General features: G+C 59.1%; 22 protein-coding genes, 1 pseudogene and 1 riboswitch. Of the genes and pseudogenes, 8 read left to right on the top strand and 15 right to left on the bottom strand.

Annotation, left to right across the window (positions count from 1 at the left end; genetic code table 11):
- Nucleotides 1–8 precede the first annotated feature (8 nt).
- Entirely contained in the window at nt 9–1,115 is a 1,107-nt protein-coding gene (locus DG357_RS07050) for an ABC transporter permease (protein ID WP_041910726.1), read from the top strand.
- Here DG357_RS07050 and DG357_RS07045 read toward each other — a convergent pair.
- On the bottom strand, nt 1,077–1,487 hold the full coding sequence (locus tag DG357_RS07045; protein WP_028012428.1) for a YbhQ family protein: 411 nt from the start codon (nt 1,485–1,487) through the stop codon (nt 1,077–1,079). The genes DG357_RS07050 and DG357_RS07045 overlap by 39 nt on opposite strands.
- A 133-nt stretch (nt 1,488–1,620) precedes the next feature.
- Between DG357_RS07045 and DG357_RS07040 the strand changes: the two genes are divergently transcribed.
- Genes DG357_RS07040 through DG357_RS07030 form a run of 3 tightly spaced genes read left to right on the top strand, consistent with a single transcriptional unit; the run spans nt 1,621 to nt 4,579 of the window.
- Nucleotides 1,621–2,382, top strand: coding sequence for an endonuclease/exonuclease/phosphatase family protein (locus tag DG357_RS07040; protein ID WP_041910727.1), 762 nt, complete (start codon nt 1,621–1,623; stop codon nt 2,380–2,382).
- On the top strand, nt 2,379–3,617 hold the full coding sequence (gene clsB, locus DG357_RS07035) for a cardiolipin synthase ClsB (RefSeq protein WP_045259955.1): 1,239 nt from the start codon (nt 2,379–2,381) through the stop codon (nt 3,615–3,617). The genes DG357_RS07040 and clsB overlap by 4 nt, the downstream gene beginning before the upstream one ends.
- A complete protein-coding gene (locus DG357_RS07030; RefSeq protein ID WP_048959982.1) occupies nt 3,617–4,579 on the top strand; it encodes a lysylphosphatidylglycerol synthase domain-containing protein in 963 nt (320 codons plus the stop codon). Before clsB ends, DG357_RS07030 begins: the two co-directional genes overlap by 1 nt.
- 105 nt (nt 4,580–4,684) lie before the next feature.
- On the opposite strand, the gene DG357_RS07025 is transcribed toward DG357_RS07030, so the two are convergent.
- From DG357_RS07025 to moaA, 6 genes are all read right to left on the bottom strand, one after another.
- A complete protein-coding gene (locus tag DG357_RS07025; RefSeq protein WP_010428846.1) occupies nt 4,685–5,392 on the bottom strand; it encodes a Bax inhibitor-1/YccA family protein in 708 nt (235 codons plus the stop codon).
- Nucleotides 5,393–5,458: 66 nt separating this feature from the next.
- Nucleotides 5,459–5,911, bottom strand: a complete 453-nt coding sequence (gene moaE, locus DG357_RS07020) for a molybdopterin synthase catalytic subunit MoaE (RefSeq protein WP_041910729.1) — start codon at nt 5,909–5,911, stop codon at nt 5,459–5,461.
- 1 nt (nt 5,912) lies between these two features.
- Complete coding sequence (gene moaD / locus DG357_RS07015) at nt 5,913–6,158, bottom strand: molybdopterin synthase sulfur carrier subunit (protein WP_045259953.1); 246 nt, start codon at nt 6,156–6,158, stop codon at nt 5,913–5,915.
- Nucleotides 6,151–6,636, bottom strand: a complete 486-nt coding sequence (moaC, locus tag DG357_RS07010; protein WP_008501142.1) for a cyclic pyranopterin monophosphate synthase MoaC — start codon at nt 6,634–6,636, stop codon at nt 6,151–6,153. Before moaC ends, moaD begins: the two co-directional genes overlap by 8 nt.
- Before the next feature lie 3 nt (nt 6,637–6,639).
- Nucleotides 6,640–7,152, bottom strand: a complete 513-nt coding sequence (gene moaB, locus DG357_RS07005; RefSeq protein WP_028012422.1) for a molybdenum cofactor biosynthesis protein B — start codon at nt 7,150–7,152, stop codon at nt 6,640–6,642.
- A 24-nt stretch (nt 7,153–7,176) separates the two neighbouring features.
- Nucleotides 7,177–8,166: a GTP 3',8-cyclase MoaA gene (moaA, locus tag DG357_RS07000; RefSeq protein WP_088204427.1), complete on the bottom strand. Its 990-nt coding sequence runs from the start codon at nt 8,164–8,166 to the stop codon at nt 7,177–7,179.
- Nucleotides 8,154–8,287: riboswitch (molybdenum cofactor riboswitch) on the bottom strand. (Overlaps the previous gene by 13 nt.)
- 225 nt (nt 8,288–8,512) lie before the next feature.
- Here moaA and yvcK point away from each other — a divergent pair.
- Nucleotides 8,513–9,421, top strand: coding sequence for a uridine diphosphate-N-acetylglucosamine-binding protein YvcK (yvcK, locus tag DG357_RS06990; protein ID WP_028012420.1), 909 nt, complete (start codon nt 8,513–8,515; stop codon nt 9,419–9,421).
- A gap of 74 nt (nt 9,422–9,495) precedes the next feature.
- Here yvcK and uvrB read toward each other — a convergent pair whose 3' ends face one another.
- Nucleotides 9,496–11,511 carry an excinuclease ABC subunit UvrB gene (uvrB, locus tag DG357_RS06985; protein WP_028012419.1) on the bottom strand — a complete coding sequence of 672 codons (2,016 nt, stop codon included), beginning with the start codon at nt 11,509–11,511 and terminating at the stop codon, nt 9,496–9,498.
- 750 nt (nt 11,512–12,261) lie between these two features.
- Between uvrB and DG357_RS06980 the strand changes: the two genes are divergently transcribed.
- The gene (locus tag DG357_RS06980) at nt 12,262–12,984 is read left to right on the top strand and encodes an ABC transporter ATP-binding protein (RefSeq protein ID WP_088204426.1); all 723 of its coding nucleotides are present in this window, start codon (nt 12,262–12,264) and stop codon (nt 12,982–12,984) included.
- Here DG357_RS06980 and bioD read toward each other — a convergent pair.
- From bioD to bioB, 4 genes are read right to left on the bottom strand one after another with little or no spacing between them, the layout of a single operon-like run.
- A complete protein-coding gene (gene bioD, locus DG357_RS06975; protein ID WP_088204425.1) occupies nt 12,947–13,648 on the bottom strand; it encodes a dethiobiotin synthase in 702 nt (233 codons plus the stop codon). The genes DG357_RS06980 and bioD overlap by 38 nt on opposite strands.
- A complete protein-coding gene (bioC, locus tag DG357_RS06970; RefSeq protein ID WP_045259949.1) occupies nt 13,641–14,396 on the bottom strand; it encodes a malonyl-ACP O-methyltransferase BioC in 756 nt (251 codons plus the stop codon). The genes bioD and bioC overlap by 8 nt, the downstream gene beginning before the upstream one ends.
- The gene (gene bioF / locus DG357_RS06965) at nt 14,380–15,537 is read right to left on the bottom strand and encodes an 8-amino-7-oxononanoate synthase (RefSeq protein ID WP_088204424.1); all 1,158 of its coding nucleotides are present in this window, start codon (nt 15,535–15,537) and stop codon (nt 14,380–14,382) included. Before bioF ends, bioC begins: the two co-directional genes overlap by 17 nt.
- Nucleotides 15,534–16,574, bottom strand: coding sequence for a biotin synthase BioB (gene bioB, locus DG357_RS06960; RefSeq protein WP_028012414.1), 1,041 nt, complete (start codon nt 16,572–16,574; stop codon nt 15,534–15,536). Before bioB ends, bioF begins: the two co-directional genes overlap by 4 nt.
- An 86-nt stretch (nt 16,575–16,660) precedes the next feature.
- Here bioB and bioA point away from each other — a divergent pair, with 86 nt between their 5' ends.
- Nucleotides 16,661–17,950, top strand: a complete 1,290-nt coding sequence (gene bioA / locus DG357_RS06955; protein ID WP_375714050.1) for an adenosylmethionine--8-amino-7-oxononanoate transaminase — start codon at nt 16,661–16,663, stop codon at nt 17,948–17,950.
- 48 nt (nt 17,951–17,998) lie between these two features.
- Complete coding sequence (locus tag DG357_RS06950; protein ID WP_088204422.1) at nt 17,999–18,475, top strand: kinase inhibitor; 477 nt, start codon at nt 17,999–18,001, stop codon at nt 18,473–18,475.
- 84 nt (nt 18,476–18,559) lie between these two features.
- Here DG357_RS06950 and hutH read toward each other — a convergent pair.
- The 3 genes and pseudogenes from hutH to DG357_RS06935 all read right to left on the bottom strand — a co-directional run bounded on the left by hutH (nt 18,560) and on the right by DG357_RS06935 (nt 22,628).
- Nucleotides 18,560–20,081, bottom strand: a pseudogene (gene hutH / locus DG357_RS06945) (histidine ammonia-lyase).
- Nucleotides 20,078–21,766: a urocanate hydratase gene (gene hutU, locus DG357_RS06940; protein ID WP_088204421.1), complete on the bottom strand. Its 1,689-nt coding sequence runs from the start codon at nt 21,764–21,766 to the stop codon at nt 20,078–20,080. Before hutU ends, hutH begins: the two are co-directional and overlap by 4 nt.
- 127 nt (nt 21,767–21,893) lie before the next feature.
- Nucleotides 21,894–22,628, bottom strand: a complete 735-nt coding sequence (locus DG357_RS06935) for a histidine utilization repressor (RefSeq protein WP_047367758.1) — start codon at nt 22,626–22,628, stop codon at nt 21,894–21,896.
- Nucleotides 22,629–22,635: the final 7 nt, after the last annotated feature.

The raw sequence follows: 22,635 nt of genomic DNA, 5'->3' as shown, positions 1-22,635 counted from the left end.
GAGCGCACATGTTTCACCGCTTATGGACATTGATCCGCAAAGAACTGCAGTCCCTGCTGCGCGAGCCGCAAACCCGCGCCATTCTGGTGCTGCCGGTGCTGCTTCAGGTTTTATTGTTCCCGTTTGCCGCCACCCTTGAGGTAACTAACGCCACCATTGCCATTTATAATGAAGACAACGGCAAACACGCCGTCGAACTGACGCAGCGTTTTGCCCGGGCGAAAGCCTTTACCCACATCCTGCTGCTGAAAAGCCCGCAGGAGATCCAGCCCACTATCGACACGCAAAAAGCGCTGCTGCTGGTGCGTTTCCCGGCGGATTTCTCCCGCAATCTGGACACCTTCCAGACCGCGCCGATGCAGCTGATCCTCGACGGGCGCAACTCCAACAGCGCCCAGATAGCGGCCAACTACCTGCAGCAGATAGTGAAGGAGTATCAGCAGGAGCTGATGGAGGGCAAACCGAAGCCTAATAACAGCGAGCTGGTGGTGCGCAACTGGTACAACCCGAATCTGGACTACAAGTGGTTTGTGGTGCCGTCGCTGATCGCCATGATCACCACCATCGGGGTGATGATCGTGACCTCTCTGTCCGTGGCCCGCGAGCGCGAACAGGGCACGCTGGATCAGCTGCTGGTTTCCCCGCTCGCCACCTGGCAGATTTTCGTCGGCAAAGCGGTGCCGGCGCTGATCGTCGCCACCTTCCAGGCCACCATCGTGCTGGGGGTGGGAATTTGGGCCTATGAGATCCCGTTCGCCGGATCGCTGGCGCTGTTTTACTTCACGATGGTGATTTACGGGCTGTCGCTGGTGGGGTTTGGGCTGCTGATTTCAGCGCTCTGCTCCACGCAGCAGCAGGCGTTTATCGGGGTATTCGTCTTTATGATGCCGGCGATTCTGCTCTCCGGGTACGTGTCGCCCGTCGAGAACATGCCGGTGTGGCTGCAGGATTTAACGTGGATAAACCCGATTCGACACTTTACGGATATCACCAAGCAGATCTATCTGAAGGATGCGAGTCTGGACATTGTCTGGGGAAGTTTGTGGCCGCTACTGGTCATAGCGGCCACGACGGGGTCAGTGGCCTATGCGATGTTTAGACGCAACATTGCGTAGCTTTTTCTCTTTAGTGAGCAGCGACACTACCGCTGGCCCTGCAAGGATTGCCAGACCCGCGAGGGCCAGCAGCAGGTTGTTTTGCAGCACGCGTGACAGCAGCCACAGCACGATCATCGCGGCACCAAAGTACCAGGTGGTGGTGAGCTCTTCGAGCACATCACCCACCTCGCGCCAGCGCGCGTCATGGTGGCGCTGTAAGAACAGCATCGACAGCACGGTGACGCCATAGAGGACGCATAGCCCTAAGCCAACACGCACCAGCGTGCCGCTCATCAAGCCCATCACCAGTACGGCCACGACCAGTAAATGCAACATTATCTGCCAGCAACTCAAACCCGTTGCGACACGAACACGTTGTTGCCACTTCATGGCTTCTCTCCTGAAGGATTTTTCTCTGCTTAATCAGACTACCGCACTTTACGGAAAATTCCGTAACGCCGCATCTTTTTGTGACGCCGACTACACTTTATTTTCATCGGGATAGTCACCCAGGAAGGTGTTTATGAGCAAAAAAACGCAGCATTTCTCGCTTAAGGTGCTGACGATAAACATTCATAAGGGCTTCACAGCATTTAACCGCCGCTTCATTTTACCGGAGCTGCGCGACGCGGTACGCACCGTCAGCGCGGACATTGTCTGCCTGCAGGAGGTGATGGGCGCGCATGAGGTACACCCCATGCATTTCGAAAACTGGCCCGATACGCCGCACTATGAATTCCTGGCCGACACCATGTGGAGCGATTACGCTTACGGCCGCAATGCGGTCTATCCGGAAGGCCATCACGGTAATGCGGTGCTGTCGCGTTTTCCTATAGAACATTATGAGAACCGGGACGTTTCCGTCGGGGAGAGCGAAAAGCGCGGGCTGCTTTACTGCCGCATCACGCCGCCGGAACTTGACGTTCCGGTTCACGTGGGCTGCGTTCACCTCGGACTGCGTGAAGCCCACCGCCAGGCGCAGCTGCAGATGCTGGCGGACTGGACCAATGCGCTGCCGGAAGGCGAACCCGTGGTGGTCGCCGGGGATTTTAACGACTGGCGGCAGCGCGCCAACCATCCGCTGAAGGTCAAAGCGGGACTGGAGGAAATTTTCACCCGGGCCCATGGTCGTCCCGCACGGACGTTTCCGGTGCGCTTCCCCCTGCTGCGCCTGGACCGCATCTACGTGAAAAATGCGCATGCCAGCAGCCCGACGGCGCTGGCGTTACTGAACTGGCGACATCTTTCCGACCATGCCCCGCTGAGCGCGGAGATCCACTTATGAAATGCACCTGGCAGGAAGGTAACCGTATTACGCTGCTGGAAAACGGCGATAACTTTTATCCGGCGGTCTTTGAGGCGATTAGCCACGCACAGCAGAAAGTCTACCTTGAAACGTTTATCTGGTTTGAAGACGACGTTGGCAGGCAGCTACACAGCGTACTGCTGCATGCCGCCCGGCGCGGGATAAAAATCGAGGCCCTGCTCGATGGATATGGCTCGCCGGATCTTAGCGATGAATTTGTTAACGAGCTCACCGCCGCCGGCGTGGTGTTCCGCTATTACGATCCCGGTCCGCGTCTGTTCGGCATGCGCACCAACCTGTTCCGCCGCATGCACCGCAAAATCGTCGTAGTGGACGAAACGGTGGCGTTCGTGGGCGGCATTAACTACTCCGCCGAACATATGTCGGATTACGGCCCGGAGGCCAAGCAGGACTACGCGATCCGTATTGAGGGACCGGTGGTTCAGGACATCCAGCTGTTCGTGCTGGAAAACTTGCCCGGTAAAGAGGCCGCTCGCCGCTGGTGGCGACGCCGTCATCGCCCGGAAGAGAACCGCAAGCCCGGCGAAGCGCAGGCGCTGTTTGTCTGGCGGGACAACGAGGAGCATCGGGACGATATTGAACGTCATTACCTGAAGATGCTGGCCAATGCGAAGCGCGAAGTGATTATCGCCAACGCCTATTTCTTCCCCGGCTACCGTATTCTGCACGCCATGCGCAACGCGGCCCGACGCGGCGTGAGCGTTAAACTGATTGTGCAGGGCGAGCCGGATATGCCGATTGTAAAGGTGGGCGCGCGCCTGCTCTACCGCTACCTGGTGAAAAGCGGCGTGCAGATATATGAATATCGCCGCCGCCCGCTGCACGGCAAAGTGGCCGTCATGGATGACCACTGGGCAACCGTCGGCTCCAGTAACCTCGATCCGCTGAGCCTGTCGCTGAACCTGGAAGCGAACCTGATCATCCACGACCGTCAGTTTAACCAGACCCTGCGGGATAACCTTCAGGGACTTATCCATAAGGACTGTGTGCGGGTGGATGAGTCCATGGTGCCGAAACGGAGCTGGTGGAACGTTGGCATCGGCGTGGTGGTGTTCCACTTCCTGCGCCACTTCCCGGCGATGGTCGGCTGGCTGCCGGCGCATACGCCAAAGCTGGCGCAGGTTGATCCGCCGGTACAACCTGAAATGGAAACCCAGGACCGCGTTGAAGCGGAAGATGGAGGCAAACCCTGATGTCAAAATCTCATCCTCGCTGGCGGCTGGCGAAAAAAATCCTCACCTGGGTATTCTTTATCGCGGTCGCTGTACTGCTGGTGGTCTACGCGCAGAAAGTGGACTGGGAAGAGGTGTGGAAGGTTATCCGAAACTATAACCGGCTGGTGCTGCTGGGCGCCGTAGGGCTGGTTATCGTCAGCTACCTGATGTACGGCTGCTACGACCTGCTCGGTCGCGCCTACTGCGGCCACAAGCTGGCTAAACGTCAGGTGATGCTGGTGTCGTTTATCTGCTACGCCTTCAACCTGACGCTGAGCACCTGGGTGGGCGGCATCGGCATGCGCTATCGCCTGTACTCACGCCTCGGATTACCGGGCGGAACCATCACCCGCATTTTCTCGCTGAGTATCACAACCAACTGGCTGGGGTACATTCTGCTGGGTGGGGTGATTTTCACCATCGGCGTGGTGCAGCTGCCCGCGCACTGGTATATCGACGAGGCCACGCTGCGCATTCTCGGCATCGTGCTGCTGCTGATCATCGCCGTGTATCTGTGGGCCTGCGCCTTTGCCAGACGCCGCCATATGACCATTAAAGGGCAGAAACTGGTACTGCCGTCGTGGAAGTTCGCGGTGCTGCAGATGGCGGTATCCAGCGCCAACTGGATGGCGATGGGGGCGATCATCTGGCTGTTGATTGGCGAGGACGTGAACTACTTCTTCGTGCTGGGCGTGCTGCTGGTGAGCAGTATCGCCGGGGTTATCGTGCATATTCCGGCGGGAATTGGTGTGCTGGAGGCGGTGTTTATCGCGCTGCTGGCCGGAGAACATGTTTCACAGGGGACGATTATTGCCGCCCTGCTCGCCTACCGCATGCTCTATTACTTCCTGCCGCTGGCGCTGGCAACGGTCTGTTATCTGGTGCTGGAGAGCCGGGCGAAAAAGTTACGGGCGAAAAATGAGAAGGCAATGGCGAAATAAAAGCAAAACGGCAACCTTGTTGCCGTTTTTAGTGTTTGTTCCCTCTCCCGTGGGAGAGGGTCAGGGTGAGGGTACCAGACCGCACCGCCACCCGGCAAAGCAACCTCAGCGACGGTTACCGAAAATCCGCAGCAGCATCAGGAACAGATTGATGAAGTCCAGATAGAGCGTCAGCGCGCCCAGAATCGAGTATTTGCGCAGGTTTGAACTGTCGCGCACGTCGATCTGCTCGCCGATGTTTTTCAGCTTCTGAGTGTCATAGGCCGTCAGCCCGACAAAGACTACTACACCGATATAGGTCACGGCCCACATCAGCGCGTCGCTCTTCAGCCACAGGTTCACCAGCGATGCCAGCACAATCCCGATCAGCCCCATAAACAGCATATTACCTAAGCCGCTCAGGTCACGTTTGGTGGTGTAACCGTACAGGCTCATCACGCCAAACATCCCGCCGGTCACCACGAAGGTACTGGCGATGGAGGAGTAGGTGTAGACGATGAAAATGCTGGAGAGCGTCAAACCGGTCAGCGCCGAATAGAGCATAAACAGCGTGGTCGCCATTCCGGCACTGAGTTTCTGCACCAGGCCGGAAAGCACAAACACCAGCGCCAGCTGTGCGATAATCAGCCCAAAGAAGGTGATTTTGCTGGAGAAGATAAACATCATCAGCTCAGGCGTGTTTGCCGCATACCACGCGATAAACGCGGTAAGCAGCAGGCCGACCGTCATCCAGCCGTACACCTGCGCCATATACGTCTGCAGGCCGCTACGGGTCTGCTGTACTATTGAATCGGAACGCGGAAATCGGTCCATGATTCACTCCTGATTAAGGTTAAGAAGAGACACACACATTAAGAGTAACACATCCACGTAAACCGACTACCAACGGCTGGCGGCCTGTTTATCGCTGTCGCGAGATTCCACCCAGCGCTCGCCTTCCGGCGTGGCTTCGCGCTTCCAGAACGGCGCTTTGGTTTTGAGGTAATCCATAATGAACTCCCCTGCCGCAAAGGCGCTACCGCGGTGCGCGCTGGTCACGCCGACAAAGACAATCTCTTCGCCGGGCCACATCTCGCCGATGCGGTGGATCACCGTGACCCGCCCGAGCGGCCAGCGGCCTCGCGCTTCATCCACAATTGCCGCCAGCGATTTCTCCGTCATGCCCGGATAGTGCTCCAGCGTCAGCGCTTTTACGCTGTCGCCGAGATTGTGGTTACGCACTTTACCGGTGAACGTAACGACCGCGCCGTCTTCATCGCGCTCCGCCAGCCAGTCATATTCTGTACCGACGTTAAAGCGCTCGGGACCGACCAGAATTCGGGTTTCAGCCATCTTAGCCCCCTGTGACCGGCGGGAAGAAGGCCACTTCATCCCCTTCAGTCAGCGGGTGGGTGAACTCCACCAGCGTCTGGTTAACGGCCGCCAGCAGCTTGCCTTCGTCGAGCGCCAGCGCCCAGCGGTCGCTTTGTGCCGCCAGATGCGCGCGCAGGGCGGCGACGTTTTCAAAAGAGGCGTCCAGCGTCAGGCTGTCGGTATTAACCAGCTCACGCACCTGGGCGAAAAAGAGCACCTTAATCATGGCTGTCCACCTTAAAATCACCGGATTTGCCGCCGCTTTTTGCCAGCAGACGAACCGGGCCAATCACCATATCTTTCTGCACCGCTTTGCACATGTCGTAGATGGTCAGCGCGGCGACGGAGGCCGCCGTCAGGGCTTCCATCTCCACGCCGGTTTTGCCGGTTAAGCGGCAGAGGGACTCAATACGCACGCGGTTGTGCTCCGGCTGCGCCTGCAGGTTCACTTCCACCTTGCTCAGCATCAGCGGATGGCAGAGCGGGATGAGGTCCCAGGTCCGTTTTGCAGCCTGAATACCGGCGATGCGGGCGGTGGCAAAGACGTCACCCTTGTGGTGACTGCCGTCGATAATCATCGCCAGCGTCTCAGGCAGCATGGTGACGAATGCCTCAGCACGCGCCTCGCGCACCGTTTCGGCCTTGGCGGAGACATCCACCATATGCGCTTCGCCAGCGGCGTTAATGTGGGTCAGTTGTGACATAGTTTACTTCTTCAAATGGGGATGAAAATTACACGGACGGGTACGGGCATCCAGCTGCGGGGCAATAATATTTTCCCATGCGGTGCGGCAGGCTTTGGTCGAGCCCGGCATGGCGAAAATCAGCGTGTTGTTTGCCACGCCGGCCACCGCGCGCGACTGCAGCGTGGAGGTGCCAATCTCTTCAAAGGAGAGCATGCGGAACACCTCACCGAAGCCTTCTACCTCGCGGTCAAACAGCGGGATCAGCGCCTCGGGGGCCTGATCGCCCGCGGTAAAGCCGGTGCCGCCGGTGATCAGCACCACCTGTACCTCAGCACTGGCGATCCACTGAGAGACCTGCGCGCGAATGGCGTAGCGGTTCTCTTTCACAATCGCTTTATCGACGATGGTATGCCCCGCGTCATGGGCCGCCTCACGCAGCCAGTGGCCGGAGGTATCATCCTCTTCGCCACGGCGGTCGGAAACGGTAAGAATAGCAATGCGTGTCGGGATAAATTCTGCGCTGACCTGACTCATCTTCTGGTTCCTTCTAAAGACTGATTACCCGCCGATGTAGGACAGGTTCTGAGTAATGCCGGTATTGCCCTGATGCAGGAAGTGGGTCTGCTTTTTGTGCGTCAGCGCTTCAGAAATGCGCGCTTCAAGCGCGGCCTGCTGCGCATCGTCTTCCAGCAGATCGCGAAGATCCACGCCACCGTCGCCAAACAGGCAGAGGTGCAGCTTGCCCACCGACGATACGCGCAGGCGGTTGCAGCTGGCGCAGAAGTCTTTCTCATAGGGCATGATCAGCCCAATCTCGCCTTCGTAATCCGGGTGACAAAAGACCTGTGCCGGGCCGTCGCTGCGCTGGCGGATCTGGTGGATCCAGCCGCGTTTCAGCAGCTCATCGCGCAACACCATGCCGGAAATATGGTGGCGGCGGAACAGTTCGCTGCCCTCGCCCGTTTCCATCAGCTCGATAAAACGCAGTTGAATGGGACGGGATTTAATCCACGCCAGGAAGGTGTCCAGCTGATGGTGGTTTACGTCGCGCATCAGCACCGTGTTGACTTTGACTTTTTCGAACCCGGCGGTAAACGCCGCATCGATGCCGTCCATCACCTGGCGGAACTTGTCCTGACCGGTAATGGCGTGAAACTGCCGGGCATCAAGGCTGTCCACGCTGACGTTGATCGCGGTTAAGCCAGCGTCGCGCCAGGTGGCCACGTCACGCGCCATGCGATAACCGTTGGTGGTCACCGCGATCTGGCGGATGCGTTCGTTTTCGCGTACCGCGGCAATGATGTCGGGGAAATCGCGGCGCAGGGAGGGTTCGCCACCGGTCAGACGGACTTTTTCGGTACCGAGCTCAGAGAACGCACGCGTGACGCGGCGCACTTCATCCACGGAGAGAAAGCCGTTATTGGTGACGCTGCCCGGCTTGTAGCCATCGGGCAGACAGTAGGTGCAACGGAAGTTGCACACATCGGTAATCGACAGACGCAAGTAGTAAAACTTACGCGCGAAAGCATCAGTAAGTTGTGAAGCCATGTACACCTTTCCAGATCGGGAGGCACAGTCATTTCTTTCTGTACCCTGGTGGCAAATCCGCCACGGCCAGGGCGCCATATCATTCGACACAGGCGCCAGGGCTAGAGTGTATGTTTTCAGTTTTGAAAACGTGGTTATGGCGATAGTAGCGTGGAAATCGACACTCCGCCATTGTCGCTTTTCGCTATATAATTATGTATATAGCGATTCAGTCCTGCATTTTCGCTACAGAATACCTAAAAACCGCATTTTCGCATTGATATACGTCATTTTGCATTGGGTGAGGCATCGTCTTTTGGGGGTAGTTAGGTTACTGTTACGCGATCGAACGTGATAAGGAATACGTATGCGCAATCGCACTTTTGCGGATCTTGACCGAGTGGTCGCTCTTGGCGGAGGCCACGGCCTGGGCCGCGTCATGTCCTCTTTGTCGTCACTGGGCTCACGGCTGACAGGGATAGTGACAACCACCGACAACGGCGGCTCAACCGGGCGGATCAGGCGGGCTGAAGGCGGCATTGCCTGGGGAGATATGCGCAACTGCCTGAACCAGTTAATTACCGAGCCGAGCGTCGCGTCGGCGATGTTTGAGTACCGTTTTGGCGGCAATGGCGAACTTTCCGGGCATAACCTCGGAAATCTGATGCTAAAGGCGCTGGATCACCTGAGCGTACGGCCTCTGGAAGCCATCAACTTAATCCGTAATCTGCTCAAGGTGGACGCATTCCTGATCCCCATGTCTGAACAACCGGTTGACTTGATGGCAATCGATGCCGAAGGGCATGAAGTCTACGGCGAGGTGAATATTGACCAGCTCCTCCTGCCGCCAACGGAGTTGATGACCTATCCGAGCGTGCCCGCCACGCGAGAAGCGGTGGAGGCCATTGGTGAAGCGGATCTTATCCTGATCGGTCCAGGCAGTTTTTATACCAGCCTGATGCCCATTCTGCTGGTAAAAGAGCTGGCGCAGGCGCTGCGTCGCACCCCTGCCCCGATGGTCTATATCGGTAACCTGGGCCGTGAGCTGAGCCCGGCAGCGGCGAGCCTGTCGCTGGCGGACAAGCTGGACCTGATGGAGCAGTACGTCGGTAAGAAAATTATCGACGGTGTGGTGGTTGGGCCGAAAGTGGATGTGACAGGGATTGGCGATCGCGTGGTGGTGCAGGAGCCGCTGGAAGCCAGCGATATTAAATATCGTCACGACCGCCACCTGCTGCGCGAGGCGCTGGAGAAAGCGATTCAGGCGTTGGGTTAGGTTCGCTTTGTGCGGCCTGATGCCCTCACCCCAGCCCTCTCCCACGGGGAGAGGGGGAATACACGCCGCTTTACCTATGATGCCGCAATAAACAGATCCCGCAGCTGATGCAGCTGGTCGCGGATCTGTGCCGCCTCTTCGAACTCCAGGTTCTGGGCGTGCTGCATCATCTGCCCTTCCAGCTCGTGGATTTTCTGCTGCAGCGCCTTCGGCGTCAGTACGACGGTATCTTCTTCCACCACTGAACGTGCCTTGCCGCGGCCTTTCGCTTTGGTCTTCGCAATGTTCTGACCCAGCGCCAGAATATCCACCACCTTCTTGTTCAGCCCCTGCGGCGTAATGCCGTGCTCTTCGTTGTAGCGCTGCTGCTTCTCGCGTCGGCGTTCCGTTTCGCCAATCGCTTTCGCCATCGACGGGGTGATTTTGTCGCCGTACAGAATCGCTTTCCCGTTGACGTTACGCGCGGCGCGGCCAATGGTCTGGATCAGGGAGCGTTCAGAGCGCAGGAAGCCCTCTTTATCGGCGTCCAGAATCGCCACCAGCGAGACTTCCGGCATATCCAGACCTTCTCGCAACAGGTTGATCCCCACCAGCACATCAAACTCGCCCAGACGCAGATCGCGGATAATCTCCATGCGCTCCACGGTGTCGATATCCGAGTGCAGATAGCGCACCTTCTCACCGTGTTCTTCAAGATACTCGGTCAGGTCTTCCGCCATGCGCTTGGTGAGCGTCGTCACCAGCACGCGCTCGTTGATGGCGGAACGGGCGCGGATCTCAGAGAGCAGATCGTCCACCTGGGTCGCCACCGGGCGCACTTCGATAATCGGGTCCAGCAGCCCGGTCGGACGGACCACCTGGTCGATCACCTCATCGCCGGATTTTTCCAGCTCGTAGTTGCCCGGCGTGGCCGACACGTAGATGGTCTGCGGCGCCAGCGCCTCAAACTCTTCAAACTTCATCGGACGGTTATCCAGCGCTGACGGCAGGCGGAAGCCGTACTCCACCAGCGTCTCTTTACGCGCGCGGTCGCCGCGGTACATCCCGCCGATCTGCGGGATCGTGACGTGGGATTCGTCGATCACCAGCAGACCGTCGGCCGGAAGGTAGTCAAACAGCGTCGGCGGTGGCTCGCCCGGCCCGCGCCCGGAGAGGAAGCGCGAGTAGTTTTCGATACCCGAGCAGTAGCCCAGCTCGTTCATCATCTCCAGATCGAACTGGGTGCGCTGGCTCAGGCGCTGCTCTTCCAGCAGCTTATTGTTAGCCAGAAGCACCTTACGGCGCTCTGCAAGCTCCTCTTTGATCTCTTCCATCGCCTGCACGATACGCTCTCGTGGCGTCACGTAGTGCGTTTTAGGGTAGATGGTAAAACGCTGTATCACCGACTCAACGTGGCCGGTCAGCGGGTCGAACAGTGACAAACGCTCGACCTCTTCGTCAAACAGCTCGACGCGCAGCGCCATATCGTCCGATTCCGCCGGGAAGATGTCGATCACCTCACCGCGCACGCGGAACGTCCCGCGCTGGAAGGCCTGGTCATTACGGGTGTACTGCAGTTCGGCCAGACGGCGCAAAATTGCGCGCTGATCGATGATCATCCCCTGCGTCAGGTGCAGCATCATCTTCAGATAGAGATCCGGATCGCCCAGGCCGTAAATCGCCGAAACAGACGCGACCACAACCACATCGCGACGCTCAAGCAGCGCCTTGGTCGCAGACAGTCGCATCTGTTCGATGTGTTCGTTCACCGAAGCATCTTTCTCGATGAAGGTATCAGAGCTCGGCACATAGGCTTCCGGCTGGTAGTAATCGTAGTAGGAGACAAAATACTCCACCGCGTTTTCCGGGAAGAACTCTTTCATCTCGCCGTAAAGCTGTGCCGCGAGGGTTTTATTGGGTGCAAGCACCATCGTGGGGCGCTGCAGGTCAGCGATCACGTTGGCGACAGTAAACGTTTTGCCCGAGCCGGTTACTCCCAGCAGCGTCTGGTGCGCCAGCCCGTCTTCCAGCCCCTCTTTAAGACGACGGATCGCCTCAGGCTGATCGCCAGAGGGGCGGAAAGCAGAATTCAGTTTGAACGGTTTACTCATGGGCGACGACCTGATGACGTTATAAGCGGCAGGTGAGTAATTTTACTCGTTGTTGCCAGGAATGCCAGTAAAAAACACTGGATGAAAAACCAGTGGCGTGTCAGGATATTTAGCGTAGCGGCGGAGTCATTAGCGCGTTAGCGGACAAAATTTAGGCTCTGACGAGATAAAAAACCAGCCAGGTTGGGTTATCCCCAGAACTTTTTCTTTTTTAACATTTGTCAAGCCAGGTAATGATAGTTTTATGGCAACGAGTGACACTTTCATTACGGTAATTGCTTTTATCTAAGCAATTAAATTTTAAACGATATTTTCTAAAGCCGCGTTTCGCGTCAATTTGGGCGAAAGCCGCGTCTTCTCTCGCTTATCGCGTGTTTTCTAACTCTAATGCACATGGTTATCCACAGGAATAGTGGATAACTGCTTCCAGCCCGTGTAGACCGCCGCTCAGCAAATTCCCGGATTTTCCCACGAGGCGGCAACAAAAAATTTTTATAGCTCTTTTTTGACGATAAACAGTTGAGTCATTCATAACCAACAGATGCGATCCTGCTCACATTTCAGCCATTTTTCGTCCTGCACCACAACTCACCATTCCCGGCACCGTCGATGTGCAAGCCACGCGTTTTTACCCTGCTCTCCTGTGGCTTATTCCTAAAAAAGTCGTTTTTTTAATCGATTTCAGGTTTCTGGCAAGCGTTTTGCAGCTTCACGTCAGGCCTATCCCTACGCATTTTTAAGGAGAGAAAGATGTTGAGTCTGCGTGCAGTGAATCAATTTTACGGAAGCCAACATACGCTATGGAACGTGGATTTGGATTTTCCGCAAGGGATGTGTACAGGCATCATAGGCCTGCCGGGGATGGGCAAAACCACCCTGATGAACTGCATTACCGGAAACATCCCCGTCGAAAGCGGCACGATTATCTGGCATGAAGCGGGCGCACCGCCGCGTGATTTGCTCAGCCCGGCACCGGAACAACGTTCAGAGCCGGGAATAGGCTATGTGCCGCAGGACAGGCGTATTTTCTCTCAACTGACGATTGAGGAGAATCTGCATATTGCCATGCGGGCGATGGGGAAACCCGACCTGGCGGCGAAAAGCGACGTATACGATCTGTTCCCGGAACTCTACGCGCGACGTCAGACGCGGGGCAATGCCCTTTCGCCAGAGGATCAGTATCAGCTTGCCCTGGCGAATGCACTGGTCAACCGCCCGCGGATGCTAATTCTGGACGAGCCTACGCATGGGGCAGGACACGGATTTGCCCAGAAGCTGGCGCAGCTGCTGGGGCGCTTAAACCGAGAGTTAGGCATGACGGTGCTGCTGGCGGAGCAGCAGCTGTCGTTTATCCGCCGGGTGGCGGATCGGTTTTGCATGCTTTATCGCGGGCGTAACGTGGCTCAGGGCCACGTTAGCGAGCTGAACGATGAGCTCATTGCCCACTGGATGTCGCGGGAAGCAAGACGCTGAGGTCGAGATAGCGCCCGGTTTCGGCCTGCTCAGCAACGCCAGCAATCCAGGGGATTTCCCCGAGGAACGGTGCCGGGAGCACGCGCTTGAGGGTCGCCAGATACTCCTGATGCCGCCTGCCCGGCGCAACCACGTCGTTGGCTATCCAGCCTGCCAGCGTCAGCCCTGCCTGCTGAACGGCCTGCGCCGTCAGCATGGCGTGATTGATGCAGCCCAGCTTCACGCCGACGACCAGAATGACCGGAAGCCGCTCGGCCTGCACCCAGTCAGCAAAGGTCTGCGTGTCCGAAAGCGGCGTAAACCAGCCTCCCGCGCCTTCCACCAGCACCCAGTCGGCCTGGCTTTCCAGCGTCCGTAACCCGGCAGACAGCACGGCGAAATCAATCGGACGGCCTTCGTCAGCGCTGATAATGTGTGGCGACGTCGGCTCGGCAAAGGTATAGGGATTCACCGCCGAATAGGCAAGCTCAAGGCTACTGTTACGCTGGAGCGCCAGCGCGTCGGTGTTGCGTAACCCTTCCGCCGTCATCTCGCTGCCGGAAGCCACGGGCTTATATCCGGCGGTGTTTTTTCCGAGCAGTCGTGCCGCCTGCAGCAGCGCAGCGCTGGCAACCGTTTTGCCCACTTCCGTATCAGTGCCGGTAACAAAATAACGTTCAGTCACGTTCGATAATCCCATGAAAAAGTTGATAAGAGAGCGGGAAAAGGCCCCGCTGCTGCGGCCAGGCCAGTTCCAGGCGTTGCAGCTGCCCCCGGGTCAGCGGTTTTTTCTCCCGCCCGGCGTGCAGGTGCGTGGCGCCGATGCCCTTCAGAGAGCGCATGGCGCTGAACGCGTCGCTAAAATTAAGCGTGATGGTTTGCACCGTGCTGCGACAGCGCCAGCCTGCCAGCGCCTGCGTCACCTGCTCATACGATAAAAAGCGGTTCGCGTGCGGCTGTTCATCCACCGCTTTCCACGCCTGATTCAGCTCCGGCAGCGAACTTTCCAGCAAGGTGGTAAAGGCTACCTTTCCGCCCGGGCGTGCGACGCGATAAAGCTCGCGTAACGCCTGCGGCAGGCTGCTGCACCACTGCACCGCCAGATGGCTCCAGACCAGATCGAACTGCGCGTCCGCCAGCGGGATAGCCTCGATATCGGCCACGACATAGTGGTGCGCCGCCTGCTGCTGGCGTGCCTCGTCCAGCATAGCGGGCGACAGGTCGATGGCCGTCACCTCGCTCCCCGCCTCGCGCCAGTAGCGGCTGTTGCTGCCGGGACCACAGCCAGCGTCCAGCACCTGCGGGAAGCGGTTCTCGCCAAGCGCGGCCAGAAGCCCCTGCGCGCTCTGGCGCTGGAGTTCATCGTGCTGCGAATAGCTCCGCGCGGCCCGGCCAAACGCCGCCGCAACGGCCTGCTTATTCACCGGCATCATGAAGCGCCTCCAGCAGCGTCTGGATATCCTGCGCCTCATGCGCCGCCGTCAGGGTTAAGCGCAGACGCGCGGTGCCCGGCGGAACGGTTGGTGGACGAATGGCCGTTACCCACATCCCCCGCTCGCGCAGCGCCTGGGCCAGCGCCAGCGCGCGGCCGTTTTCGCCGACAATCACGGGCTGGATGGCGCTCTGCGAATCGGGACTCTGGAAGGGAAGCGCCGCCAGTCCCTGACGGAAGCAGGAGATGTGCTCTGCCAGCTGCTGACGGCGTTCATCCCCTTCTGCGCTGCGGATCACCGCCAGCGACGCCGACAGCGCCACGGCCTGCGCCGGGGGCATGCTGGTGCTGTAGATGAGGTGACGGGCAAACTGCAGCAGATAGTCGGCGACAGATTCGCTGCACAGCACGGCGGCGCCGCTGACGCCAAAGCCTTTGCCGAAGGTAACCAACAGCAGTTCCGGCTTCACGTTTTGTTGATGGGCGCTGCCGCGTCCTTCATCGCCCATCACCCCAGCACCGTGAGCATCATCGACCAGTAGCCAGGCGTTTTGCCGCTTTGCGGCCTCGTGAAGCGCGGCAAGCGGCGCACTGTCGCCGTCCATGCTGAACACCCCTTCCGTGACCGCCAGCTGTTGCCCGTCGCAGGGTTTGTCCAGCAGCGAGGCGAGCTGTGACGCATCGTTATGGGCAAAACGCCGCAGCTGGGCGGGACTTAAGTTTGCAGCCTCCAGCAGGGAGGCGTGGCTTAAACGGTCGGCGACAATGCGGTCCTCTTTCCCCATCATGGCCGCGATGACCGCCTGATTGGCGGCAAAGCCGGAGATAAACAGCAGCGCACGCGGGTAGCCCAGCCAGTCGGCCAGCTCTTCCTCCAGCGCCTGATGCGCCGTGGTGTATCCGCTGACGTGCCCCGAGCCACCGCTGCCCACGCCAAACCGCTCCGCGCCCTGCTGCCAGGCGCGGACGATGGCCGGATGCTGGCTCAGCCCGAGATAGTCGTTGCTGGAGAAATTACAAAACTGCCGTCCCTCGCGGGTCAGAAAACGGCCCGCGCCGTTTTCCACCACTCTGCGAACGCGAAACGCCTCTGCCGCCCGGCGTTCTTCCAGCGCGGCATTAATCCGTGCCTGCCAGGTCATACGGCTGCCGCGTTGTAGAACTGGTCGGTGTCGGCGTTGAGAATCTGCTGCTCCAGCTGCTGCTGTTGCTCGTTATCGCCCGTCAGCACCCCGGTCTGGTGCGGGTTCAGCCCCAGCTTGCGGAACAGCTGGACGTCTTTGTCCTCTTCCGGGTTCGGCGTGGTCAGCAGCTTGCAGCCGTAGAAGATGGAGTTGGCGCCGGCCATAAAGCACATCGCCTGAGTCTGCTCGTTCATCTGCTCGCGGCCCGCAGAGAGGCGAACGTAAGACGTTGGCATCATGATGCGCGCCACCGCGATGGTGCGAATAAAATCAAACGCATCCACATCCTCGTTATCCGCCAGCGGCGTGCCCTTGACCTTCACCAGCATGTTGATCGGCACGCTTTCCGGCGGGGTGGGCAGGTTCGCCAGCTGCAGCAGCAGACCCGCGCGGTCTTTCACCGTTTCGCCTAAGCCCACGATGCCGCCGGAGCAGACCTTGATCCCCGCGTCACGCACTTTATCCAGCGTATCCAGACGCTCCTGGTAGGTGCGCGTGGTGATGATGTTGCCGTAAAATTCCGGCGAGGTATCAAGGTTGTGGTTGTAGTAATCCAGCCCCGCCGCCGAGAGGCGCTGCGCCTGCTCCTCGTTCAGCGTGCCGAGGGTCATGCAGGCCTCAAGCCCCATCTCCTTCACGCCTTTCACCATCTGCTCCAGATACGGCATATCGCGATCGTGCGGGTTTTTCCACGCCGCGCCCATGCAGAAGCGGGTTGAGCCCGCGTTTTTCGCCTTGCGCGCGGAGTCGAGCACCTGCTCCACTTCCATCAGACGCTCGGATTCGAGACCGGTTTTGTAGCGCGCGCTCTGCGGGCAGTATTTGCAGTCTTCGGGGCAGGCGCCGGTCTTGATCGACAGCAGCGTGCTGACCTGAACATGGCGCGGATCGAAGTGCTGACGATGCACCTGTTGCGCTTCAAACATCAGCTCAAGGAAAGGTTTGTTGAATAATTCAGTAACTTGCGACATCGTCCAGCGTGCGTGGTGAGCCATTGGGCTTCTCCAAAGGGTTTTGTTAATTTTCGGTTCGGTTTATACTCGTAAACCTAAAACTTTTCAAAATGGTTTACAAGTCGATTATGACCCAGGACGATCTCGCCTTCGACAAGCAGCATATCTGGCACCCTTACACCTCCACTACCCGCCCCCTTCCCGTCTATCCGGTGGCCTCTGCCCACGGCTGCGAGCTGCATCTCGCCAGCGGCGAGCGGCTGGTTGACGGAATGTCCTCCTGGTGGGCGGCCATTCACGGATACAACCATCCGCGCCTGAACGCGGCGATGAAGGCCCAGATTGACCAGATGTCGCACGTGATGTTTGGCGGGATCACTCATCAGCCCGCGGTGGATTTATGCCGTCGCCTGGTGGCGATGACGCCTGAATCGCTGGAGTGCGTTTTCCTGGCCGATTCCGGCTCGGTGGCGGTGGAAGTGGCGATGAAGATGGCGCTGCAGTACTGGCATGCGAAGGGCGAAACGCGCCAGCGGTTCCTCACCTTCCGCAACGGCTATCACGGGGATACCTTCGGGGCGATGTCGGTCTGCGATCCGGACAACTCCATGCACAGCCTGTGGAAGGGGTATCTGCCAGAAAACCTGTTTGCCCCTGCGCCGCAAAGCCGCTTCGACGGCGAATGGAACGAGATGGACATGGTGGGCTTCGCGCGGCTGATGGCGGCACATCGCCATGAAATCGCCGCCGTTATTCTCGAACCGATCGTGCAGGGCGCGGGCGGAATGCGGATGTACCATCCGGAATGGCTGAGGCGCATCCGCAAGATGTGCGACCGCGAGGGCATTCTGCTGATTGCCGATGAAATTGCCACCGGCTTTGGCCGCACCGGCAAGCTGTTTGCCTGCGAACATGCGGGTATCGCCCCGGATATTCTGTGTCTGGGTAAAGCGCTGACCGGCGGCACCATGACGCTCTCCGCCACCCTCACCACTCGTCAGGTTGCCGACACTATCAGCGACGGCGAGGCGGGCTGCTTTATGCACGGCCCGACGTTTATGGGCAACCCGCTGGCCTGCGCCGTGGCAAGCGAAAGCCTCGCCATTCTGGAGAGCGGCGAGTGGCAGACGCAGGTCGCGGCGATTGAGGCACAGCTGAAAGGAGAGCTGAGCGCCGCCTCGGGGGCGAATTTTGTGGCGGACGTGCGCGTGCTGGGTGCCATCGGGGTGATTGAAACCACCCGCCCGGTGAACATGGCGGCGCTGCAGCGCTTTTTCGTTGAGCAGGGCGTCTGGGTGCGGCCTTTCGGCAAGCTTATCTACCTGATGCCGCCGTACAGCATCACGCCGGAGCAGCTGCGTAAATTAACCGACGCGGTCGTAACAGCCGTTAACATTCCCGCGCATTTCGCGATTTAATCCCATGCGTTACACTTCCTGAACGAGTGAATAACGAGGGTAAACCGTATGAAAATCATCAGTAAAGATCTGCGCGACGGTGAAAAACTCCCCGAACGCCACGTTTTCAACGGCATGGGCTATCAGGGGGATAATATCTCCCCACACCTGGCGTGGGACGACGTTCCTGCAGGAACCAAAAGCTTTGTCGTGACCTGCTACGACCCGGACGCGCCGACCGGCTCGGGCTGGTGGCACTGGGTTGTGGCGAACCTGCCCGCCGACACGCGCGTGCTGCCGCAGGGTTCCGGTTCAGACCTGGTTGCCCTGCCTGAAGGTGCCATTCAGACGCGCACTGACTTTGGTAAAGAGGGCTACGGCGGCGCGGCGCCGCCAAAAGGGGAAACCCACCGCTATATCTTCACGGTGCACGCGCTGGATGTGGAGAAGATTGAGGTCGATGAAGGCGCGAGCGGCGCGATGGTCGGGTTTAACGTGCATTTCCATTCCCTGGGGAGCGCGTCGATTACGGCGATGTATTCCTGAAAAAAGCCGGGTGGCGGCTACGCCTTACCCGGCCTGGATTTCGCATTTGTTGGCCCGGTAAGCGCAGCGCCACCGGGCAAAACATCACAGCACCGAAGGTAGCAGTCCTACAAGGCGTCCCTCTTCCAGAAGCTGCATCGCCTTATCAATATCCGGCGCAAAGAAGCGGTCATCATCGTAATGCGTGACGTGCTCGCGCAGCACATGGCGCGCCTGCTCCAGCAGCGGGCTGGATTTAAGCCCTTCGCGCAGATCGATACCCTGACACGCCGCCAGCCACTCCACCGCCAGCACGCCGCGGGTGTTGGAGGCCATTTCCCAGAGACGACGCCCGGCAGCGGGTGCCATCGAAACGTGATCTTTCCTGGTTCGCCGAAGTTGGCAGGCTGTCCACGCTGTGCGGGTGCGACAGGGCTTTGTTCTCGCTTGCCAGCGCTGCGGCCGTCACCTGAGCGATCATAAAGCCTGAGTTAACCCCGCCGTTACGCACCAGGAACGGTGGCAGCTGGGACATGTGTTTATCCATCATCAGCGCGATGCGGCGCTCGGATAACGCCCCGACTTCGGCAATCGCCAGCGCGATATTATCCGCCGCCATCGCCACCGGCTCGGCGTGGAAATTGCCCCCGGAGACCACCTCGTTTTCCTCGGCGAATACCAGCGGGTTGTCGGAGACCGCGTTGGCCTCCACCAGCAGCACCTCTGCTGCCTGGCGCAGCTGCGTCAGGCACGCGCCCATCACCTGCGGCTGACAGCGCAGAGAATACGGATCCTGCACCTTCTCGCAGTTATGGTGTGAATCCGCAATCTCACTCGTGTCGGTGAGCACGTGGCGGTACATGGCGGCGGCATCAATCTGCCCGCGCTGGCCGCGCACCGCGTGAATACGCGCATCAAACGGACGACGCGAGCCGAGCACCGCCTCGGTGGTCAGCGCACCGCACACCACCGCCGAGGCAAAGAGATCTTCCGCTTCAAACAGGCCGCGCAGCGCAAAGGCCGTCGACGCCTGCGTGCCGTTGAGCAGCGCCAGCCCCTCTTTTGCCGCGAGGGTGATTGGCGTTAAGCCGGCTTTTGCCAGCGCTTCTTTCGCAGGGAGCCACTCACCCTGCCAGCGCGCTTTGCCTTCGCCCAGCAGCAGCAGCGACATGTGCGCCAGCGGGGCGAGATCGCCGGAGGCGCCGACGGAGCCTTTTGCCGGGATCCACGGATAGACTTCTGCATTCACCAGGGCCATCAGCGCCTGGATCACGCTCAGGCGAATGCCCGAGAAACCGCGCGCCAGGCTGTTGATTTTGAGCACCATCATCAGACGGACAATCTCATCATCCAGCGGCTGGCCGACGCCTGCCGCGTGCGACAGCACCAGCGAACGCTGTAAGTTTTCCAGATCGTGCGTGGCGATGCGGGTCTGCGCCAGCAGGCCAAAGCCGGTGTTAATCCCGTAGGCGGTGCGCCCTTCGGCAACAATCGCTTCTACGCAGGCGACGCTGTCGTTTATCGCGGCGTGGGCGCTTTCATCAAGTGAAAGGGTGACCGGCTGGCGCCAGACGTTACGCAGCTGTTTGAGCGTCAGCGAGCCGGGAGTGAGAGTTAACGCGTTCATGCATGCTTTCCTTGTGTGGCAGAGATCATCGGCAGGTTCAGTCCCTGCTCTTTGGCACAGTCAATGGCAATCTCGTAACCCGCATCCGCGTGACGCATCACGCCGGTTGCCGGGTCGTTGTGCAGCACGCGGGCGATGCGCGCGGCCGCTTCATCGGTTCCGTCACAGACGATGACCATCCCTGAGTGCTGGGAGAAGCCCATCCCGACGCCGCCGCCGTGGTGCAGCGAGACCCAGGTGGCGCCGCTGGCGGTATTCAGCAAGGCATTAAGCAATGGCCAGTCGGAGACCGCGTCAGATCCGTCGCGCATGGCTTCGGTTTCACGGTTCGGGCTGGCGACGGAGCCGGAGTCCAGATGGTCGCGGCCAATGACGATAGGCGCGGAGACTTCACCGCTGCGCACCATTTCGTTGAAGGCCAGACCCAGCTTTTGCCGCCACTCCAGCCCTACCCAGCAGATGCGCGCCGGCAAGCCCTGGAAGCTGATGCGTTCGCGAGCCATATCCAGCCAGTGGTGCAGGTGTTCGTCGTCTGCGACGATCTCCTTCACTTTAGCGTCAGTTTTGTAGATATCCTGCGGATCGCCGGACAAGGCCACCCAGCGGAACGGGCCGATGCCGCGGCAGAACAGCGGACGGATATAGGCAGGCACGAAGCCGGGGAAGTCGAAGGCGTTATTCACGCCCATCTCTTTCGCCATCTGGCGGATGTTGTTGCCGTAGTCAAAGGTTGGAATACCAAACTGGCTGAAAGCCAGCATCGCGGAGACGTGTTCCGCCATCGAACGCTTAGCCGCCAGTACCGTGCCTTCAGGGTCGGTTTCCGCTTTTTGCTGGTAGTCTTCCCACGTCCAGCCTTTTGGCAGGTAACCGTGCAGCGGGTCATGGGCGCTGGTCTGGTCGGTAACGAGATCCGGACGCACGCCGCGGGCAACCAGCTCCGGCAGAATATCCGCCGCGTTGCCGCACAGGGCAATCGACACCGCTTTGCCTTCGGACGTGTATTTTTTGATGCGCGCCAGCGCGTCATCGAGATTTTCGGCCTGTTCATCGACGTAACGGGTACGCAGACGGAAATCAATGCGGCTCTGCTGGCATTCAATGTTCAGCGAGCACGCGCCGGCCAGCGTGGCGGCCAGCGGCTGCGCGCCGCCCATCCCGCCCAGACCGGCGGTAAGCACCCAGCGGCCTTTCAGCGAGCCGTTATAGTGCTGACGCCCCGCTTCCACGAAGGTTTCGTAGGTGCCCTGCACAATCCCCTGGCTGCCGATGTAGATCCAGCTCCCGGCGGTCATCTGGCCATACATCGCCAGCCCTTTCGCGTCCAGCTCGTTGAAGTGTTCCCAGGTGGCCCAGTGCGGCACGAGGTTAGAGTTGGCGATCAGCACGCGCGGCGCGTTCTTATGGGTTTTAAATACGCCAACCGGCTTGCCGGACTGCACCAGCAGGGTTTCGTCGTGTTCGAGTTCGGTCAGGGATTTTACAATTGCGTCATAGCATTCCCAGTTGCGTGCGGCACGGCCTATGCCGCCGTAGACCACCAGTTCGTGGGGGTTTTCCGCCACCTCAGGATCAAGGTTGTTCATCAACATGCGCAGCGGGGCTTCGGTGAGCCAGCTTTTGGCAGTAAGCGTGGTGCCGCGCGCGGCGCGGACGTCCTGCTGGCGGTATTTACCTGACGACATTGTGTGCTCCTCATAAGGGACAGATGATGCATTTAGATATACTTGTATAGACAAGCACACACAAGGTCGGATTTAACAAAAAAGATACAATTTTGTTATATTGCGTTAGCGATCACGCTTATAAAACTTATGACATAAAGTGGCCCTGAAGCCGGTAACGGTTCCCCGGGAAAAGCAGTCGGGCATGCGACACGATATGCGATGATGACCAGGTACGACGGCGGATCAGCAGGCACGGATCGTGTTCTTTAATGCGCAACAGCTCGCACTCCTGCGGCGTCGCGCGTACGGCCTCCACAATGTGCTCCCCTTCCGTGAGCGGTGCAACGAGCGAGAGATACGCGTGCGGCGTGGTGTGGGTGTAATCCTGGTTCAGGTATTCCGGTATCCGCTCTGCGTTGACGCAGCGATCTTCAATCTGCACCGGAATGTCGTTTTCAAAATGCACCATCACAGAGTGGAAGATGCGGCTACCCTCTTTGACATTTAGCTCAACGGCCTGCTCGGCGCTGGCCTGGGTCTCTTCCAGCACCAGCACTTCGCAGCGGTGCTGATGATTACGCGAGGTTATCTCATCGGCAATGCTGCGGATTTCAAACAGGGCAGATTGCCCTTTCGGTTCCGCCACAAACGTCCCCACGCCCTGCAGGCGCACCAGAAGTCCTTCGTCGGTGAGCTCGCGCAGCGCCCGGTTGACGGTCATCCGGCTAAAACCGAACTGCGCCACCAGCTCGGCCTCCGACGGAATGCGATCGTGCGGGCGCCAGACGCCGGTGGCGATTTTTTCGCTGATCGCCTGCTTCACCTTTTCATAGAAAGGCGCGGGCGGGCTCGGTTGCGGCAGGGGTGAGCGTGAAAACATCGTGACT

Source organism: Enterobacter bugandensis, assembly GCF_900324475.1.
Lineage (GTDB): Bacteria > Pseudomonadota > Gammaproteobacteria > Enterobacterales > Enterobacteriaceae > Enterobacter > Enterobacter bugandensis.
This window is presented reverse-complemented; position numbering and strand designations above follow the sequence as displayed.

Coding starts and splice junctions, on each gene's coding strand:
- moaA (WP_088204427.1), bottom strand. CDS start 8,166: ATGGCTTCACAACTTACTGATGCTTTCGCGCGTAAGTTTTACTACTTG.
- moaE (WP_041910729.1), bottom strand. CDS start 5,911: ATGGCTGAAACCCGAATTCTGGTCGGTCCCGAGCGCTTTAACGTCGGT.
- DG357_RS06935 (WP_047367758.1), bottom strand. CDS start 22,628: ATGTTTTCACGCTCACCCCTGCCGCAACCGAGCCCGCCCGCGCCTTTC.
- DG357_RS07050 (WP_041910726.1), top strand. CDS start 9: ATGTTTCACCGCTTATGGACATTGATCCGCAAAGAACTGCAGTCCCTG.
- DG357_RS07030 (WP_048959982.1), top strand. CDS start 3,617: ATGTCAAAATCTCATCCTCGCTGGCGGCTGGCGAAAAAAATCCTCACC.
- DG357_RS06980 (WP_088204426.1), top strand. CDS start 12,262: ATGTTGAGTCTGCGTGCAGTGAATCAATTTTACGGAAGCCAACATACG.
- moaB (WP_028012422.1), bottom strand. CDS start 7,152: ATGAGTCAGGTCAGCGCAGAATTTATCCCGACACGCATTGCTATTCTT.
- bioC (WP_045259949.1), bottom strand. CDS start 14,396: ATGATGCCGGTGAATAAGCAGGCCGTTGCGGCGGCGTTTGGCCGGGCC.
- DG357_RS07045 (WP_028012428.1), bottom strand. CDS start 1,487: ATGAAGTGGCAACAACGTGTTCGTGTCGCAACGGGTTTGAGTTGCTGG.
- DG357_RS07025 (WP_010428846.1), bottom strand. CDS start 5,392: ATGGACCGATTTCCGCGTTCCGATTCAATAGTACAGCAGACCCGTAGC.
- bioF (WP_088204424.1), bottom strand. CDS start 15,537: ATGACCTGGCAGGCACGGATTAATGCCGCGCTGGAAGAACGCCGGGCG.
- DG357_RS07040 (WP_041910727.1), top strand. CDS start 1,621: ATGAGCAAAAAAACGCAGCATTTCTCGCTTAAGGTGCTGACGATAAAC.
- hutU (WP_088204421.1), bottom strand. CDS start 21,766: ATGTCGTCAGGTAAATACCGCCAGCAGGACGTCCGCGCCGCGCGCGGC.
- uvrB (WP_028012419.1), bottom strand. CDS start 11,511: ATGAGTAAACCGTTCAAACTGAATTCTGCTTTCCGCCCCTCTGGCGAT.
- moaC (WP_008501142.1), bottom strand. CDS start 6,636: ATGTCACAACTGACCCACATTAACGCCGCTGGCGAAGCGCATATGGTG.
- clsB (WP_045259955.1), top strand. CDS start 2,379: ATGAAATGCACCTGGCAGGAAGGTAACCGTATTACGCTGCTGGAAAAC.
- yvcK (WP_028012420.1), top strand. CDS start 8,513: ATGCGCAATCGCACTTTTGCGGATCTTGACCGAGTGGTCGCTCTTGGC.
- bioB (WP_028012414.1), bottom strand. CDS start 16,574: ATGGCTCACCACGCACGCTGGACGATGTCGCAAGTTACTGAATTATTC.
- moaD (WP_045259953.1), bottom strand. CDS start 6,158: ATGATTAAGGTGCTCTTTTTCGCCCAGGTGCGTGAGCTGGTTAATACC.
- bioA (WP_375714050.1), top strand. CDS start 16,661: ATGACCCAGGACGATCTCGCCTTCGACAAGCAGCATATCTGGCACCCT.
- DG357_RS06950 (WP_088204422.1), top strand. CDS start 17,999: ATGAAAATCATCAGTAAAGATCTGCGCGACGGTGAAAAACTCCCCGAA.